Origin of the sequence: Prolixibacter bellariivorans ATCC BAA-1284, from assembly GCF_000621705.1 — a bacterium.
Lineage (GTDB): Bacteria > Bacteroidota > Bacteroidia > Bacteroidales > Prolixibacteraceae > Prolixibacter > Prolixibacter bellariivorans.
Genome location: NZ_JHXO01000012.1, coordinates 158501 through 175268 on the forward strand (window position 1 = coordinate 158501; position 16768 = coordinate 175268).

Sequence of the window (16768 nt, forward strand, 5' to 3'; positions counted from 1 at the left end):
TTCCAACGGACCATCACCTCCTGGGGGCCAACCGTTCACTTGCCATGACCGATACATTCCGGAATACATACCGAATACCCTCTGCATGTTTTGTCCCATTGGGATGATGGTTCGAATGCCCTGTATTTCGTGACGATTTGTACGAAACACCGGGAATGTTATTTCGGGGATGTGGTGGATGATAAAACGGATACCAATGCGAATGATGATATAATGAACGTAGAGACGCCCGAATCGGGCGTCTCCACCACCCCATCACGCACCGCCCATGCATCACAAAAATGGCATCCCGGCATATTGGGTGTCATCATCAACCAATACAGACGAATGGTGACCATCCGTGCCCGGAAAATCCATGCGGATTCTCTATTCCTTTTTTATTTTCTAAATTAGTTGCCGAAAACTGTAATCAACTATCTCTATGAAAAAATTATCTTTGCTTCTCCTGATCAGCTTTTTGACATTAACGTCTTTCACACCTCCAACAGAATTACTGGGAAACTGGAAAGTTTCAAAAATCATCAATACGAAAACCAGGAAACAGGACCATACCATTGATAGAATGTCTTTTAAGCAAGAGGGTGTATTCGAGGCAGGTAAAGGCGACTTGGTTAAAAGCGGAACATGGTCTTTTGACGAAAACCAAAACCTGATAACACTAAATGTCGGACAACAGGATGCGCATTATAAAATTCTTAAACTTTCAAAAACAAAATTGGTTATTGAAAATTTTGAAAGTAAAATCTATTTAAAGAAATAACACCATAACCAAAACGATATCATTTTTTGCTGTGCTAACGGTTCTTATGGTTCTGAATGCAAGCAGCAAAGACGCCCAAAAAGTAGAGACGCCCAGGTTGGGCGTCTCTACTTTTTGTATTTTTACCACTGTTCAGGTTTTCAATGGAGAACCATTTTTATTGGATTAAGAAATTAAAAAAAGGAGGTATTAACCGATGGAATATTTAGGTTCATGTTTATGTCGGACTGTTCAATTTAGGGTGGTAGGCAACTTCGAAGATTTTTATTTATGCCATTGTGGTTACTGCAGGAAAGACACGGGTTCCGCTCATGCAGCTAATTTATTTTCGACAACAGCAAAACTTGAATGGATAAAAGGTGAAGAAGAAGTTAAGACTTTTCACCTAGCGAACACGGACCATGTAAAAGCATTTTGCACAACTTGCGGTTCGGCACTTCCTAATTTACAAATGGAAGGCAAGCTTTTAGTGGTACCTGCAGGGAGTTTAGATACTAAACTGGACAAAATACCAGATGGTCATATCTTCATTTCAAAGAAAGCGAATTGGGATGAATCGCTGCATACGTTTAAGAAATTCGAACGATTTCCAACAGATAATTAAATATCGCCACCACCGGGAAGATGAGGCCGCCCATGGCTCCGGTGGCGAAAGCAAACCAAAATATTTTGTAAATTACATTGTATAGACGCCCAAATTGGGCGTCTATACCAATAATTCCACCGGTATTATTTTTTTATCCGCAAAAACAACGGCAGGTAAATCAATATCGCCACCACCGAGAAAATGAGGCCGCCCATGGCGCCGGCGGCGAAGGCAAACCAGAAAACCTCTTTCTGTCCCGACCAGACAAACGGCACCAATCCCAACACCGTGGAGATGATGGTGAGGAATATCGGGATAATCTTGTGGTTGAAGGCTTTCATGTATAGCTTCAGACCCGTCGCATTGTTGTGCTTCCGGCGGAAATTGTTGTAGTCGTTGATGATGTACAGGCCGGCATTCACCACAATTCCCGACAAGAGGATAAAGGAGGCGAATCCGCCCTGGTCGAAGTTGAAATCGAAGAGATAGAACGTGAGGAACACGCCAATGAACGAGACCGGAATCATGAAAATGACGGCCAGCGGTTGCAGAAGCGATTCCAGCAGAATGGAACAGATGAAATAGATGATCAGGATGACCAGCAACAACAGGAAATACTGCGCTTTGTCCTTGCGGTTCCAGTCCCACCATTGATCTTTGTAATCGTGTACCGAATACCCCAGCGGCAACACCCGGGCCATGGCTTTGATTTCACGCTCGCGAATGATTTTGGCCAGCGGTCCCGGCCCCACAAAATCGTAAGCCACCACCAGCTGGTATTGCTGGTTCTTCTTGTAAATATCGTTACCCGACTTCTCCTTGGTGATTTGACCAAAGTTGGCCAGCTTCAACTGCTTCTTCCCGATTTCGACGGGTAAATTCCGGAAGTCCCACACATTGAACTTCCCGTAGGCGTCCGAAACCAGCGAAACCGGCTGCAGCTCGTTGTTGTGGTACACCGGATTGAGCCGGGCTTTGTAGACCTTATCCTTCAGGAAACGGTAAAACTGATCGACCTGCACGTCGTGAACGCCGAAGCCTTCGTGATTGAAGGCCAGGTAATACTCGTACAGGGTGCCGCTGCGCCAGCTCACGTTCCCGTCAATTTCGCTGTCCTTCACCCGCTCGTTCTTCGACAGTTTCTTTTTCAGCCATTCGGCATACCGGTACAGCTGGTCGTAATTGTACCCCTCCAGCACAATGTGGTTGTTTCGGTACCCGGTATTCAATTCGTTCGAAAAACCACGGCCCACACCATATACGCCCCAGTCCATCCCTCCCAGGCTAATGGCTTTCGAGGTGATATCATTCTTCAGCTGGTACGGAAACCCGCTGCTCTCGGCTTCCTTCGTGAAATGAATAACGATGGACGCATTCCGGTAAGAGGTAATCATGGTTTGGAACTGCTCAATCTGCGGAAACTGACTGATGTAGTTCTCCATGAGTTGCATTCCCTCGTTCATCTGCTGAACGGTACACCCTTCCGGCATTTTGGCCCGGACATACAGCGTGGTCCGGGTCGGTTCGGAATAGAACGAACTATTGAAGACGTACTCCGAAAAGAGGCGCAACGAGCCGCCCATCACCTTTTCGAGGACCGGTTTGGCGCTCTCGGTGAACCAGCTGCTTCCCAATGTTTTGTTATAGAGGTCGGGCCACTTCCCTTCTTTTTCGATTTTATTGGGAAGCCATTGAATGGGGATACCAAACCCGAGGATGAACAGGATGATGAAAATCCAGGTGTACCGTTTTCCAAAAAGGATAAACCGCTCGTAAAAACGGGAGATGCGAATGGTTCGCCTGCGCCGTTTAAAATGCCGGACCAGCTTGCCGCTCTTCAGCTTCACCTTGTCCATCAAAGCGGGGATGAAGAAGAGCGCCACGGCCATCGATACTGACAGGTTAATCATGATGACCTGGGCAAACTCCACCAGGTTGATGCGCTGTTTTTCCTTCAGGAAGAAAATCATGCTCAGCGCCCCGATGGTAGTCAGTGTGGCCGCCAGAATCGCCAGGAAGGCTTTCTTGTTGCCCTGGTGCCGGATGTGATCGATCATGATGATGCTGTTATCGATGATCATCCCGAAGGAGATGGTGATACCGGCCAGCGAATAGAGGTGAATCTCGACGTCGAACGCATAATAGAAGATGCAGGCCACGACAAGGTTGGTGAAGATACTGACGGTGATGAGGAAAAGGTATTTGACCTCGCGGCTGATGAGAAAGATGAAGAGCAACAGAATGACCATGGAGAAGATGGTCCGCACGAATACCTTGTCGAGTTCGTCGCGGATGTATTTCGTCGAGTCGTTGGACAGCAACAGCGAATAGCCCGGTGGCAGACCGGCTTTTAATTGCGCAACCTCCGCTTTCACCTTTTTGGCCAGCCGCAGGTTGTTGACATGCTCTTCCGGGGTGATGACCATGTTCACCGTGTTCAGTCCGTTGATGCGGTAATACGATGTGGGCTGTTGCTCCTGGTAACTGATTTTCGCCAAATCGCCCAGCAGGATAATACGTCCCTGTATCTTCTTCACCGGAATATTTTGCCAGTCGATGCTGTCGGATGCTTCATTCTCGAGGTAGATGCCGGTGATGGTATGCGCCTCGCTACTGATATTCGAGACCGAGCCTTCGCCCAGGTATTCCTTCCGGAAGTAGTTCTGAATGGCTTTGGCTATCTCATCGGACGAGATGCCCAGCGTTTGAATCTGGTCGCTGTTGTATTTGATTTGCCACTCGAAGGGTGTTGAACCGTACACCTTCACACCGCTGATACCGGGAATAACCGACAGGTGCGGCACCAAATGCTCCTCGGCGTACTTCTGGATGTAATAGGGGCTGGCACTGGCATTGAGGGTGTAGGTCATTATCGGTTCCTTATTCTGCCCTCCCGTGCCCAGTGACAGTTCGGGGAACGAAACCTGTTGCGGCAAATCGCTGTACACCTGCCGGATGAGCGAGGCGACTTCGAACCGGGCCGCATCGAGGTTCACGGTCTTCTTGAACGACAAGTCGATTCGCCCCGAGCCTTTTGAAGACACCGACGATACATCCTTGATGCCTTTCACCGAACTGAACAGTCCTTCCAGCTTGGAGGTCACTTCCTGCTCGATGACCCGCGCAGATGCATCGGGCCACCGGTAACTGACCGACAGCTCAGGCAACGAACGCGACGGGTTGAGTTGCACATTCAGCAACGGCAACATAGCGGCTCCGACAATCATCAGGAGGATGAACACCATGATGACGGAGAAGGACGAGAGGCGGTATTTTTTGGGTTGGCTCACGATTCAGAAGGATTGGTTCTTACCGGGGACTTCTCTCCTCTCTTCAAATAATAATACCCTAACGGGACGAGGTACAAACTGACCAGTGTTCCCAGTGTCATCCCGCCAATGACCGCCAGTGCCAGCGGACGTTGTAAGTCGGAACCCAAACCAGAGGTGAACAGGAACGGAACCAGCGCCAGGATGGTTGTCAGGCTGGTCATCAGGATCGGCTTCAGCCTCCGGTGACCGGCTTCGGTCATGGCCCGCAGCAACGAATACCCTTCCTTCCGCAACTGGTTGATGGTATCGATTTTCAGGATGGAGTCGTTGATGATGATCCCTGTCATCACAATAATACCAATCAGCGACATCAGGTTGATGCCTTCGCCGTCAAGCTTAAGCGCCAGGAACGCCCCGAAAATGTCGACGGGAACTTCCATGAGCACAATCAGCGGAAGCGACAACGACTCGAACTGCGAGGACAGGATGAAATACAGCAGCCCGATGGAGACCAGCAAAATCAGAAAGAGCTGCACCATCAGTTTCCGGTTGGACAGAATGCTGCCGGAGAAACTCACCTCGTAGTTCCGGTCGCCCGAAACCACTTGCCGAATCCGTTGCATTTCGGCGCCAGCCTGGTTCGCCTTCACATCAAACGGTACCGGGTAATATTCGCCTTCCTTACCGGCTACAATGGTTTTCAAATCCTGCCCGCTCGTTTCCGAAATCAGGTCACGCACCGGAATCAGCTTGTTCTTTGAATTCTGGATGAACAGATTTTGCAGGATGTTCCGGATGGTTTGCGTCTGGTCGCCCAAAATGACCGGCACAAAATCCTGGTTATCGGTAATCAGGAAGAGTTGGTTTTCGTTGAACGCGCTCTTCAGTTTACTGTATACCGTTTTGAACGACACGTCGTACAGCAGCAATTTGGCCGGATTGGTACGCAACACCGTGTAAGTATACAGGGGCAACTGGCCGATGTGTTGTTCGGGAAAGGCGGTTTGCAGTTTCTCCCTGGCACGCTCCAGGAAACTGATCTGTTTCGGACCATAGTCGTTCACTGCCCGGAGACGCGCCACCAACGGCTTCTCGTTATCGGCGAAAAGCATATTGAAGATGTTGCCGGCATCCTTGAACGAGTAAATACTTTCGGGGTAATTCCTTTGCAAGAATTGATTGGCTTTCCGGATGACCACATCCAAATCTTTCGGCTTCTTCGCCTTCAGGTAGATCACCACTTCCGAAGAGGAGGCCGCGCTGCTCGGATCGAGGATGAACTGCTGCTCTCCCACCAGGCAGGTATTTTCTTTCAGCAACGGTTGAATCTGTGCCACCAGTTGCTCCGAGCGCCTCCGGTTCTCATCGATGTGGATGCGCTGGTTCCAGTCGATGGTCAGCAACGTCTCGTCTTTGGTGATAGGCGGCAGCTTGGTTTTGTTCAGGTCGTGAAACAGCCAGACCGTTCCCAGCAGCAACAGGATCACAATCCCCCAGGCTATCTTCTGCTTCCGCATGACAAACCGGAAACCTTTCATGTATACCTTTTCGAAATTCAGCGAACTGATGCGTTCCCAGAAATTGTGCTCCTTCCGGGTCTTCTCTTTCCGGTACACCAATCGGTAGTAGACGGGTAACAAGGTAATGGATACCGCCAGCGACACCAGCAGACCGATGGTGATGGCCATCGCCTGGTCGTAAAACAGCGCACCGGTGATGCCGCTGATGAAAATCAACGGGATGAACACCGCACAGGTCGTCAACACCGAACTCAGCATCGGGCGGAATACTTCATTGGTTCCGTTGGTGCAGGCCAGCGCGAGCGGGTCAGACTCTTCATCGAACGATTCGCCTTGCTGAACAGCCTTTCGTTTCAACCGTTCGCGGTGCTGCGTGATGTTATCGATGACGATGATGGAGTTGTCGACCATCATCCCGACGCCCAGGATAATCCCCGAAAGGGAAATGATGTTGATGGAGATGTGCAGGACGAAGAAAAAGAGCATTGAGATGACCAGCGACGTGGGAATGGTGATGCCGATGAGCAGCGGCGCTTTCGGGTCCCGCATGAAAAGGAACATGATGAGGAATGCGAGCAGGGCGCCCCACAGCAAACTCTGGTCGAGGTTGCGGATGGAGTAATCCAGCAGTTTCGTTTGGTTACGGGTAACGCTGAACCGAATAGCGGGATAGTCCTTTTCGAAGTGAGCAACCAGCTCGTTCAGCTTGTCCTTCAGCGCCGACATCTGGGCGTCGCTCTGTTTGATGACCGCAAAGGTGACGGCGTCCTGTCCGTTGTACAGCACTTTTCCCTTTTGCTTCTGCGGATGCTCCACCACCGTTGCCACGTCCTTCAACTGCAGCAATCGATCGTTGACCTTGAAGTAGATGTCCTCGATGTCCTTCTTGTTCTGCAGCGTCGACGAAAAGCGGATGTTGTACTGGTACTGCCCGTCGCGGATGAGCAAGTTCCCCAGTTTGATGTTGTTGTTTTCGATGATGGATTCCAGCTTATCCTGCGTTATGCCCAACGACTCCAGTTTCCGGTTGTCCGGAATGATCAGGAGCTCGGGACTCACCAGACCGCTCATGTCTACCATGGCTACCTCCGGCAACTGCTCAATCCGTTTGCGAATCACGTTGGAGGCAAACCTGCTTAGCTCGACGAACTTCTGCGATACCGGGTAAAGCTCATCGTTCTTATTCTCCCGGACCTTTGATTCCCCCGAACCTGCAACCTGAAACTTGTAACCTGAAACCCTCTTACTCGAGTCTCGGGTTGTCAGGTTGAGATAGAAAACCGGGATATCAGTCGCGTTCGCCTTGATCACCCGCGGCCGGTCGATGTTGCGGGGCAGGTAGTTCATGGCCCGGTCAATCTTTTCGTTCACCTCGATGAAGGCAAAGTCGATATCGGTGCCGTAATCAAACTTCAGGTGGATAATACCACTCTCATTGCGTGTCTCGCTTTTGATATCGGCCAAGTGGGACACCTGCATCAACTGACGGCGAATGGGCTGAATAACAGTATTCTCCAATTCCCGCGCCGGTGTGTTGGGCACACTCACCTGTACGGTAATCTCCGGAATATCGACATCCGGCATCAGTGACACCGGGATGTAATTCATTGCCAAAACCCCCAGCACCAAAATGGCGATGAAAGTCATGCTAACAGCTATCGGACGTTGGATGAGGAATTTAACCATGCACTTGCGCGTTTCTGTGGTTACTAACAGTTCCTATTGTTACTGTGGTTACTATTGTTTCTATCGTTACTGTTGTTTGTAAGACGGGCGTTGTGGTTCGTCATTGCGAGGAACGACAAGGGAGTGACGAAGCAATCTCCCTAACACTAACAACAACATCAGTTGCCATTCACGATACTTATTGGGATTCTCATTGCTCATTTTTCATTGATTCAAGGGTTTCAGGTTGAGCTTCGCCGTTTCTGTTGTTACTGTTATTTGGGTTGTTCATACTTTTTTCCACGGTAGCCTGATTTCTTTAAGTAAGTAATCAGGTTGCCGATTTTTCTTCCCAAATCTTTGGTTTCTGCTGACAGACTATCCAATTCTTCCTGTGAAATGTAGGAGCGGTCATATGCCCGATACAATTGGGAACGACACTCGCCACAGGATGCTTTCGCAATCGATAAAAACTGAATAAACTCCTTCGTCCCGTCTCGTTCAAAACCTTCGGCAATATTATCCATCACAGAACCACTGGAACTATTGATCTGATTCTTCAAACCAAAATCTTTAGCAAAAGCATCGTAACTAATGATGCGATAGACTTGATTCGACAACTTTCGTGCTAATTGCCAAATTTCTAAATCCTCAAATGTCTTAATCGTAGTCATGGCCAACAACGTTTTTAACAATAGAAACTCTTCAACAACAATAGTAACAACAGAAACTACAGTAACAATAGTAACTACTTAATGATCACTTCACTCTCGTGCGCCAGGTTCAGATTTCCCGAAACGATGACGGTGTCGCCGGCGGCGAGGGTTCCGCCCTTGTCGGGATGGGCGATGACGGAATATGAGTTACTGTTTTCAGCCACGGTTTTCACGTAGGTCCAGAATGCTTTTCCCTTGGTGTATTTGAACAGCACTTCCTGGTTCTGACGCAACACTACGGCCGACTTGGGCACGACCAGCTGATTGGGTATTTCTTTTTCGACCAGGACCTTCACATTCATGCCTTCCATCAGGCCGCCGGGATTCTTCACCCGTGCCTTCACCTGGATTAAGCCATCCTCGTCGATGACCGGATTGATTTCGGAGATACGGCCATGATAGGCTTGACTGCTATTCGCAAAGGGGACAATCTGTACGTCCTCTCCTATTTCGATATCCTTGATTTCATTCTCGACCACACTGAACTCCACCTCAAATTCCGAGTTATCAATCAGGGTACAGAAAGTATCACCTGCATTCACCTGGTCGTACTGATTCTTGTTGATATTAGCCACAATCCCACTGAAAGGAGCTATCAAACGGGTAGCCTGCCTGTTGAACTCAGCCATCTTCAGATCCCGCAGGGCACTCTCATAGCCCGATTGAATCGCCTGGGTATGGTAAAGTGCTATAGGAATCCGGGTGGTGTCCAGAGTCTTGTATCCCCGTCCCATCATCCGGCTTCGCAAATCCATTCTCGCCTTATCCAATTCTATCCTGGCATTTTCCAACTTTTGCTGATACGAGAAAGGATTCAACGAGGCAATCAGCTGCCCGGCTTTGACATGATCACCGTTTTTAACCGCCAGCTTGATTAACTGCTCACTTACCTGGAACTGGAGATCACTTTTGCGAACGGCGACTAACTTTCCGTTATTCACCAGCTCTTTTTCGAACGGTTCCTTCTTTAGCACCATAACCTGAACGGGGTTTTCCTGTTTCAGATACGCTCGCTTATCTGCAGAATCAGTCTCTTTGGTTTGTGCTCCGGAACAGGCTAGCAGGCCTAATAAGAATACTGCTGCCACAAACCGGGATAGTCGATTTGAGGTCATTTGTTGGATCTGTTTAGTGTGCTCTTAAAGATATAAATTTGTTCTGCTCTTCTAACGAAAATTATAGGTTCTTCAATTTTGCAATCATCACTACCGGATTATCGGTTTCCTTTCGGCTTTTCAATTTCTGCAGCTCCGGAGGTAATTGCCCGGTTTTATCCGGATGTTCCTGAAACCACTGAACAAGCCTGTAGGCATCAGCATAACCAACCAACTGGTCTTCCTGATTGACACCAGCCAGACTTACCGGCACAAAATGATCCAAATCATTCACCAGGGCAGCATTCCTTTCCGTTCCGTCGTTTATCTGTACTTCTCCTTTTTGCTTATCATAGACAGAGGCATAAACTTTTTTCTCATAAGCAAAATTGTAAAACAAATAACGCGGTGATTCAAATACACTAATCATCCGGAAGTTTTCGTTCATCTCTTTTCTGGCGTATTCAGTCGAAAGTTGTTTCGCATAAGGAGGTGCAAACCGTCCCATGCCGAAAACATACGTTGGAATTAAACGCTCCCGGGTAGCCTGAAATAACGTGTCGTTGAACAGCTCATAGAAATACAACTGCCCTTGCAGCCGGTAAAACCAATGATGAGGTTTCCAGATCGTAATTCCATCACCATCCGGTACAAAGGTTAAATAATTAGGGTACGTTTTCACGGAGGTTCCGGTACTGTCAAATAGCTCGAGTTTGGTCTTTTCCTTTCCGGTGAAATTCAGTTTGTATCCAAGATAGTCGTTCCCAAACCGGACAGCTGTAAAAATCATTCCGGGTAAACCGACCTCCCCTTGCAATTTTCCATCCAGCGAATACGTATACCGTTTCGTTCCCTGATATGCCGCGAGCGTTTCTCGTTCTCCGTCATAAGGAAGTATCTCGTCTGTTCGGCTGAAATCGCCCGGACCTTTCCCATACTGACCGATTTTGCGAACAAACTTTCCTGTTTTCCGGTCAAACAATAGCATCTGTTTGCTGTCAACGGCAATAATATAATTGGCTGAAGTAGATATATTCATATGGTTTCCAATCAGGCAACTATCACTGGTTTCCAACGGAACATATTCTACTTTGGTAGCAATTTCACTCAGGTTTATCGGTTGTCTGTCCGGAAAGGCTTTCGCCAGGGATACAACTGTTGGTCCCTTGGAAATCGGTGTCGAACAAGATGCAAGAACAACAGAAATCAACAACAGCAAATACTTTCTCATCGTCTTATCGGTTTTATCAATGAAACTTGGAGGCGGTCCGTATTTCTTTCCAAACAAATTTAAACTAATTTCTTAGTTATATAAATAATAATTGGAATTCTTTTGAGGATGTACGAAGAGCACCCCCTCATTCCTTGCTATCCAAAAACTTTCATTAACTCTTTCTTATCTCATCTTCCACACTACCACCAATGGGTTGCTCTCCTCGTTGATGTGGTGTTTTTTGATGTAATCTGACAGCTGCTTTTCAACGCCATCTTTCTGCCCATCGCTAAGAATCTGTACCGGGGAAACAAGGGAAATAAACGCCTTCTTGTCCGTAACATCACGTACGGGGAACAGGCCGCAGTTTTGCTGAAAATTCAATACGTTCTTTTTCGCCTTGTCATACATGACAAACTGCGTACTGACATTCCGCGCATCATTCTTATGAAACATCAGGTAAGAAAACAACAGGAAATTGGGCGTATCATTTAAGTTATCCAGCTTAGTAGCTACGTTTTTATGTTGATATATTTTTATGGCAGCTCCCGGACTCGTCTGGTAGAGTTCCGGATCAATCCGGTTCGCCCCAAAGTCGACATAGTATCGGGCTTTTACGTTGTTGACCGTTGAAATTTCGTAAATGGAATCATTGGACCCGTGACAAAACAAGGCAGAACCATTACCCACGGCAAAGGCCTTGCTGGAGAAGCTCATGTCACGACTCTCGATAAAGGGAATAAAATAATGGCTCTCACCCGTGCTTTGATTCCTGACATACAGATTATATTTCGGGCCCAATCCGTAATAAGCCGTTAAGTCACTCGTTAGTTGGGCTGCATTCATCACCATCTTAAAACCAACGCTATCGGTCTGTACGCCCTCCGGTGTTCCGTCAGGAGTATATTTCAGCACTTTTCCACCCACTGAGATAATGTTCAACCGGTGATGAAACGGATCGACAAAGAAGCTCTGAATCGCAATATATTCGCTGGGCCCCTTCCCTTTATCCGATATCTTAAATTTGAAATGGCCATTCTCGTCGTAGCAAAGGATTTCATCTGAACTCTTGTCCAGCAGATAGTAATGGTCATCGTAGACCGACAATTTCCGGACTTTCCCGATCGGTACCGTGCTATCCAGCGGAACAATTTTTTGAATGGTCACCTGCTTATCCAGGTTCGCGTTCTGATTGACATTGACCCGAATGTTCACCAACGAGTTGCCTTTTTCACTTTGATTTACACAGGAGGTAAAGAACACTCCCAACACAACCATAAAAAGAATGCTAATTTTCATTTTGACTTTTTGAATCGTTTTACTTCATTTTCACCAGTATCAGCACTGGGTTATCATTTTCATTCAGGCTGTTGGCCAGCTTTTCCAGTTCTTTCTTCTTTTCGGGATATTTGGGTTTGGAGTTCTTAAAAGCGTCGGAGGCAACATACGTTTTGAGAGCCAAAGCGCTTACCCAACTTATTACGGTTTTATCATCTCCAACCGTTTGAAGTTTTATATTCGGCCCACCATCCAGATCATCAACAAAACCCTGCTCCCAATCTGTTAAACTTCGAAAATCACTATTCGTTGAGCCAATAAAACAAAAGCGTCCGGTTTTATCTGAAAATTCATAATATATTTTATCTCCAAATTCAAACAGGTTCCACTGAGTAATATAATTTTTTAGAACCTTCATCCAGTCACCATTTTCACGAACTTTGGGTGTCAATAGCCATTTCCCTTGTTCTAATACAAATTTGGGTTTAAACACATTTTTCACAAACGCATAAATTGTATCAGAATATATTTCCTTTTTAAAAACCTGACTGCCATACCTGTAAAACAGAATCTCGTGTTGATAGAAGATTACAAAGGGCTGAGCTTTAAAAGGATATTTGTTGGGAAAACTTTTGATAACTATACCATTTTTATCGACCAGGTTAAAACTGTTTTTAACGAGGCCATCTGTATTGTCACTATAACATAAAATATCATTTCCTGCAAAGGTTAATTCCTTTGAGTACCGGGGAACCGGTATCGTACGAATAAATCTTCCGTCTTCTGTATAAACATAAATTTTTTGTTCCCATCCGGAAAGTACATAAATATTTTTACTGGTCCTATCGATGGCTACATCATGAGCTAATTGATATTCCTCCGGCCCATTGCCTTTCTCACCTATTTTAGCGACAAAAGAACCATCGGTCCGAAATGTTAAAATCCTCTCAATGTATTTCACCAGAAAAAACCCATTGCCTGCAATAACTCTATTAATTCCTCCTATCAGGCATTGCTTATTCGTTTCCAGTGGAATATACTCAATATCGGAAAAGCCCAGATCCGATAACTTAACATTTGTTGCTGTATTTAAATCTTTTAAGTCAAAAGCTATCAATCCACTCTTTGTATGATTGACATTATGACAACCAGTCAATAACACAGTTGTGACAAAGAGCGTATGTCGAATACGTTTAAGAACATTCATATAATACTAAATTTAATCATACACGTTTACTTTCAAGTATTTCGAGAGTCCCTTTTCTAATTCCTATATCAATGATTTAACATCCGTAAAATGTCTTATCTATCATTTCAAAGACAGGGAATAGAATCCCTCAATGAATGAGATTACTCTTTCAACTTCACCAGCATCAACACCGGGTTATCATTTTCCCCCAGACTGTCAGCGAACGCTTGTAGTTGCTTCTTCTTTTCGGGATATTTCGCCGCTGCCTCCTGAAATGATTTGGATGTCACGTAATTTCTCACCTCGTAACTGTACCGGTAGCCACACAACCATTCGTTTCCATCTTTGGTGAAACGAAACTTCGGAACAAACGGTAAACCGCAGTCCAGGTCATCCGCTAGGCCGGGACCTCCGTCACGCGAAGAGAGGTTGGAGGTTTGCCCCACCATCTGGAATTTCCCTGAACGTATATTAAATGCCGCCAGATAGAACTTCCCGTCGAAGAAATAGCGCAGGAACCAATCCGGTCCGGATGAAACGATATCCAGCAGGTTGAAACCAGCTCCTGGGTTTTGCGTCGCCTTGTCATTGCTTAGTTTGAACAAGCAACGAGCCTTCCACTCTTTTCCTTCCATCGAAAACACCGTATCGTTCACCGCATTGGTGTAATACAAATGATTGCCATCGCCAAAGGCATAGCAGTTCCCGCCCATTTGTGACTGAACCTGCGGAATGGCATTCATCTTCTGCCCTACCGCCTCACCTTTTTCATTCAGGATGAGCCAGTCGTATTTGGCATAGCCGAAGGAAAGCGGCTCAAAGAGGTAAATCAAGTGGTCACGATACCGGATTTCCTGGAAATCGTTGCCCCATTTTTGCAACGGGGTTTCCTGCAGAAATTGTCCTTCGAAATTGTATTCCAGCAAACGGTTTTGGTCGAGCAGATAAACAATCTTTTTCTCCAGATCGACGGTAAAGGCTGAGCTAAAATGGTATTCGCCCGGACCGTTTCCCAGCCGCCCAATTTTGTGCTGAAACTTTCCTTCTGCATTAAAGACCAGGATTTCGTTTTGCGGTGACCCGATGAAGTACAGACTATCGGTAGCTACCACCCGGTTGATCATCCGGATAGGAATTTCGTTGCTCAACGGAACATACCGGCAACCGGTGGCAATATCCGAGAGCACCATCCGGACAGAATCAACCTTGGCCGGGTTAAATACCGGAAGTGCTTTGGGTGTTGTCTGGCACGAAGACAACAAAAAAAGCAAACTTCCTGCCAACAGTGCAGGAAGCAGCCATAGATATGAATTTGATTTTCGGTTCATTGGATAATCAATGTATGATTGGCTTTTGTCGTTAGCTTATTTCAACTTCGCCACCACCAAAAAGCTGTTGTCATCCTCTTTAATGCTCTTTCCGAGTTCCTCCAGTTTTTTCTTCCTTTCAGGGAATTTGACTTCCTGGTTTTTGAATGCATCCGATTCAAGGTACTGCTTCATATCCAGTGCCGAAACCAACATCACTGCGGTCGAATCATTGGTATAAGTAGGCCGGAAGTCAGGGCCGCCGGTGATGTCGTTAATAAAACCACCTTGTTTGGTTTCTTTTATCGCTACTCCTTCTTTGGTTTGCTTGTTATACAGCACATAGCCCAAATCTCCATTTTTTGTTTTTGGTTTATTTGGGTCGAAATGATATCCGTAGGGAATAAAAACATAGTTAGATGTTTCATGAACACCTGTCCAACACAGATCTCCTGGCATCGATCGAGTCCACTTCCGCTCATAGGCTAAATCGGCGGGGAGCTTATGCTTTCCTAAATCTATAGCGAACTGAGGAACAAACTTGTTGTTGGCATCATACGTGTAAACCGTATCATTATAACAGCTTTTCAGGTGCAGTTTATTTCCAAAACGGTACTCAAAATTTTGATCTTTATATAGCATGGTATAAAAAGGATCGGCTTGCATATTCTTGTCAAAGAAAATGTGATTGGGGATTCCTTGTAGCGTATCGCCTTTTTCGTTGTGCTCTATAAATACAAAGGGTTGATTCCCCCAAGCTTGCTCGAAATAACTGATCTGCATGCTATCTCTGCTCCAAATCCAAAAATTATAAAAATCTTCCATGGCCGGATTGGCGATGGTCTTAACATATTCCCCATCGAAATTAAAAACCATCATCTTTCCCTGGTCAGCAATCTGCAGATATATTCTTTTGTTCTTTTCGTCGACAGACATTTTCATACACGCTGTATACTCATCTGGTCCTTTTCCAATTCTTCCGATGTATTTGATGAATTTGCCCGTACGAGAGAATTGCAGGATAGGCTGTTTCCAGCACATCACGAAAATATAGTTTTTGGTCAGTTCAATATTTTCAAAATGACCAAGCAGTGCATCCTTCGTGTTGTCAAGCGGAATGATGTTAACGTCATTGGCAAATTCCGACAGCTTCACTTCCCGCTGATGCTTGAGGATATCAGCAAATGGAATGGTATAAAAGGAATTGGACGTAGATTTTTCATCTTTCGTTCTTTCCTGGCAGGAAAGGGTTGTTGCCACCAGGAAGGCCAGTAGCAGACTGAGTTGAATTGGAAAATGTTGTTTTTTCATCATTGATTGATTGATTTGTTAAGCTTAGATTGCATATATTTTTTAGCTTGTTTTGAGCTATTCTGAAACCTGGTCTATTAAAAACAGTCTCGCCAATCGAATATCTCTTTAACGAGTCATCCGATTAGACAGAACCTGTCCAGAACAATGAAAACATTGCCGTATATGTGTAGGTAAAAAGAAGGAATAGCCGATCTGAAACCGGCGATTAAACCTAATAAATAATATAAACACAAACAACGATTTCCTGCGAAAAAACGCTCCGTTGCCATACCAGGCCATGAAGAGTTTTGCATTCCCCTTTCCGGATGTATTGACGAACGGACTTTGATGGTTTCCATGCGACTCAGGGACTTCCATTCTTGTTCTCCTGCGCGGTGTGTTGATAAGATGACATAAAAAAAGTCGGGCTGAGAACCCGACTTTAATAAACTAACCTAACTAAACCAAACTAACCTAACTTAAAGATTCCTATGAAAAAAACTTGCTTTTCCTGTCATCAAAGATGGCCGTTTTTTCTGTTAACTGATTTAAACAGCTATTAAAGAAAGTTAAACTTCGCCGTTGCAGGGAAGCGGGAGCAAAACCTTCCGGGAAAGAATTCGACTTTATCTTCGGTTCGTCTCTTTACCGCAATGTGCACGAAGCCAATGGCGTCTTTTGTGGTTTCAATTTTGACGCATCACACCAATCGTCATTAGAAGTGTCAGATAAGGCTTGCACAAAAAAAGTCGGGCTGGGAACCCGACTTTAATAAACTAACCTAACTAAACTAACCTAACTTAAAGATTCCTATGAAAAAATCTTGCTTTTCCTGTCATCAAAGATGGCCGTTTTTTCTGTTAACTGATTTGAAC

12 protein-coding genes are annotated in these 16768 nt (G+C 45.9%); 3 read left to right on the top strand and 9 right to left on the bottom strand.

Annotated elements, in window-relative coordinates:
* The first annotated feature begins 129 nt into the window (after positions 1–129).
* The 3 genes from T426_RS0117080 to T426_RS0117090 all read left to right on the top strand — a co-directional run bounded on the left by T426_RS0117080 (position 130) and on the right by T426_RS0117090 (position 1364).
* Positions 130–393 carry a hypothetical protein gene (locus T426_RS0117080; RefSeq protein ID WP_153637625.1) on the top strand — a complete coding sequence of 88 codons (264 nt, stop codon included), beginning with the start codon at positions 130–132 and terminating at the stop codon, positions 391–393.
* 28 nt (positions 394–421) lie between these two features.
* Complete coding sequence (locus tag T426_RS0117085; protein WP_025865459.1) at positions 422–760, top strand: lipocalin family protein; 339 nt, start codon at positions 422–424, stop codon at positions 758–760.
* 196 nt (positions 761–956) lie between these two features.
* Positions 957–1364: a GFA family protein gene (locus T426_RS0117090; protein ID WP_025864916.1), complete on the top strand. Its 408-nt coding sequence runs from the start codon at positions 957–959 to the stop codon at positions 1362–1364.
* A gap of 125 nt (positions 1365–1489) precedes the next feature.
* Here T426_RS0117090 and T426_RS0117095 read toward each other — a convergent pair whose 3' ends face one another.
* The 9 genes from T426_RS0117095 to T426_RS0117135 form a co-directional block, all read right to left on the bottom strand.
* Positions 1490–4636, bottom strand: a complete 3147-nt coding sequence (locus tag T426_RS0117095) for an efflux RND transporter permease subunit (RefSeq protein ID WP_027586017.1) — start codon at positions 4634–4636, stop codon at positions 1490–1492.
* The gene (locus tag T426_RS0117100; protein ID WP_027586018.1) at positions 4633–7824 is read right to left on the bottom strand and encodes an efflux RND transporter permease subunit; all 3192 of its coding nucleotides are present in this window, start codon (positions 7822–7824) and stop codon (positions 4633–4635) included. Before T426_RS0117100 ends, T426_RS0117095 begins: the two co-directional genes overlap by 4 nt.
* 254 nt (positions 7825–8078) lie before the next feature.
* A complete protein-coding gene (locus tag T426_RS0117105) occupies positions 8079–8477 on the bottom strand; it encodes a four helix bundle protein (protein ID WP_025864917.1) in 399 nt (132 codons plus the stop codon).
* Positions 8478–8551: 74 nt separating this feature from the next.
* A complete protein-coding gene (locus T426_RS0117110) occupies positions 8552–9634 on the bottom strand; it encodes an efflux RND transporter periplasmic adaptor subunit (protein WP_027586019.1) in 1083 nt (360 codons plus the stop codon).
* A 61-nt stretch (positions 9635–9695) separates the two neighbouring features.
* On the bottom strand, positions 9696–10844 hold the full coding sequence (locus tag T426_RS0117115; RefSeq protein WP_148303770.1) for a 6-bladed beta-propeller: 1149 nt from the start codon (positions 10842–10844) through the stop codon (positions 9696–9698).
* A 165-nt stretch (positions 10845–11009) separates the two neighbouring features.
* Entirely contained in the window at positions 11010–12125 is a 1116-nt protein-coding gene (locus T426_RS0117120) for a 6-bladed beta-propeller (protein WP_027586020.1), read from the bottom strand.
* 19 nt (positions 12126–12144) lie between these two features.
* Complete coding sequence (locus T426_RS0117125) at positions 12145–13311, bottom strand: 6-bladed beta-propeller (RefSeq protein WP_027586021.1); 1167 nt, start codon at positions 13309–13311, stop codon at positions 12145–12147.
* A gap of 143 nt (positions 13312–13454) precedes the next feature.
* The gene (locus T426_RS0117130) at positions 13455–14621 is read right to left on the bottom strand and encodes a 6-bladed beta-propeller (protein ID WP_025864922.1); all 1167 of its coding nucleotides are present in this window, start codon (positions 14619–14621) and stop codon (positions 13455–13457) included.
* A gap of 36 nt (positions 14622–14657) precedes the next feature.
* Entirely contained in the window at positions 14658–15914 is a 1257-nt protein-coding gene (locus T426_RS0117135) for a 6-bladed beta-propeller (protein WP_025864923.1), read from the bottom strand.
* Positions 15915–16768 lie beyond the last annotated feature (854 nt).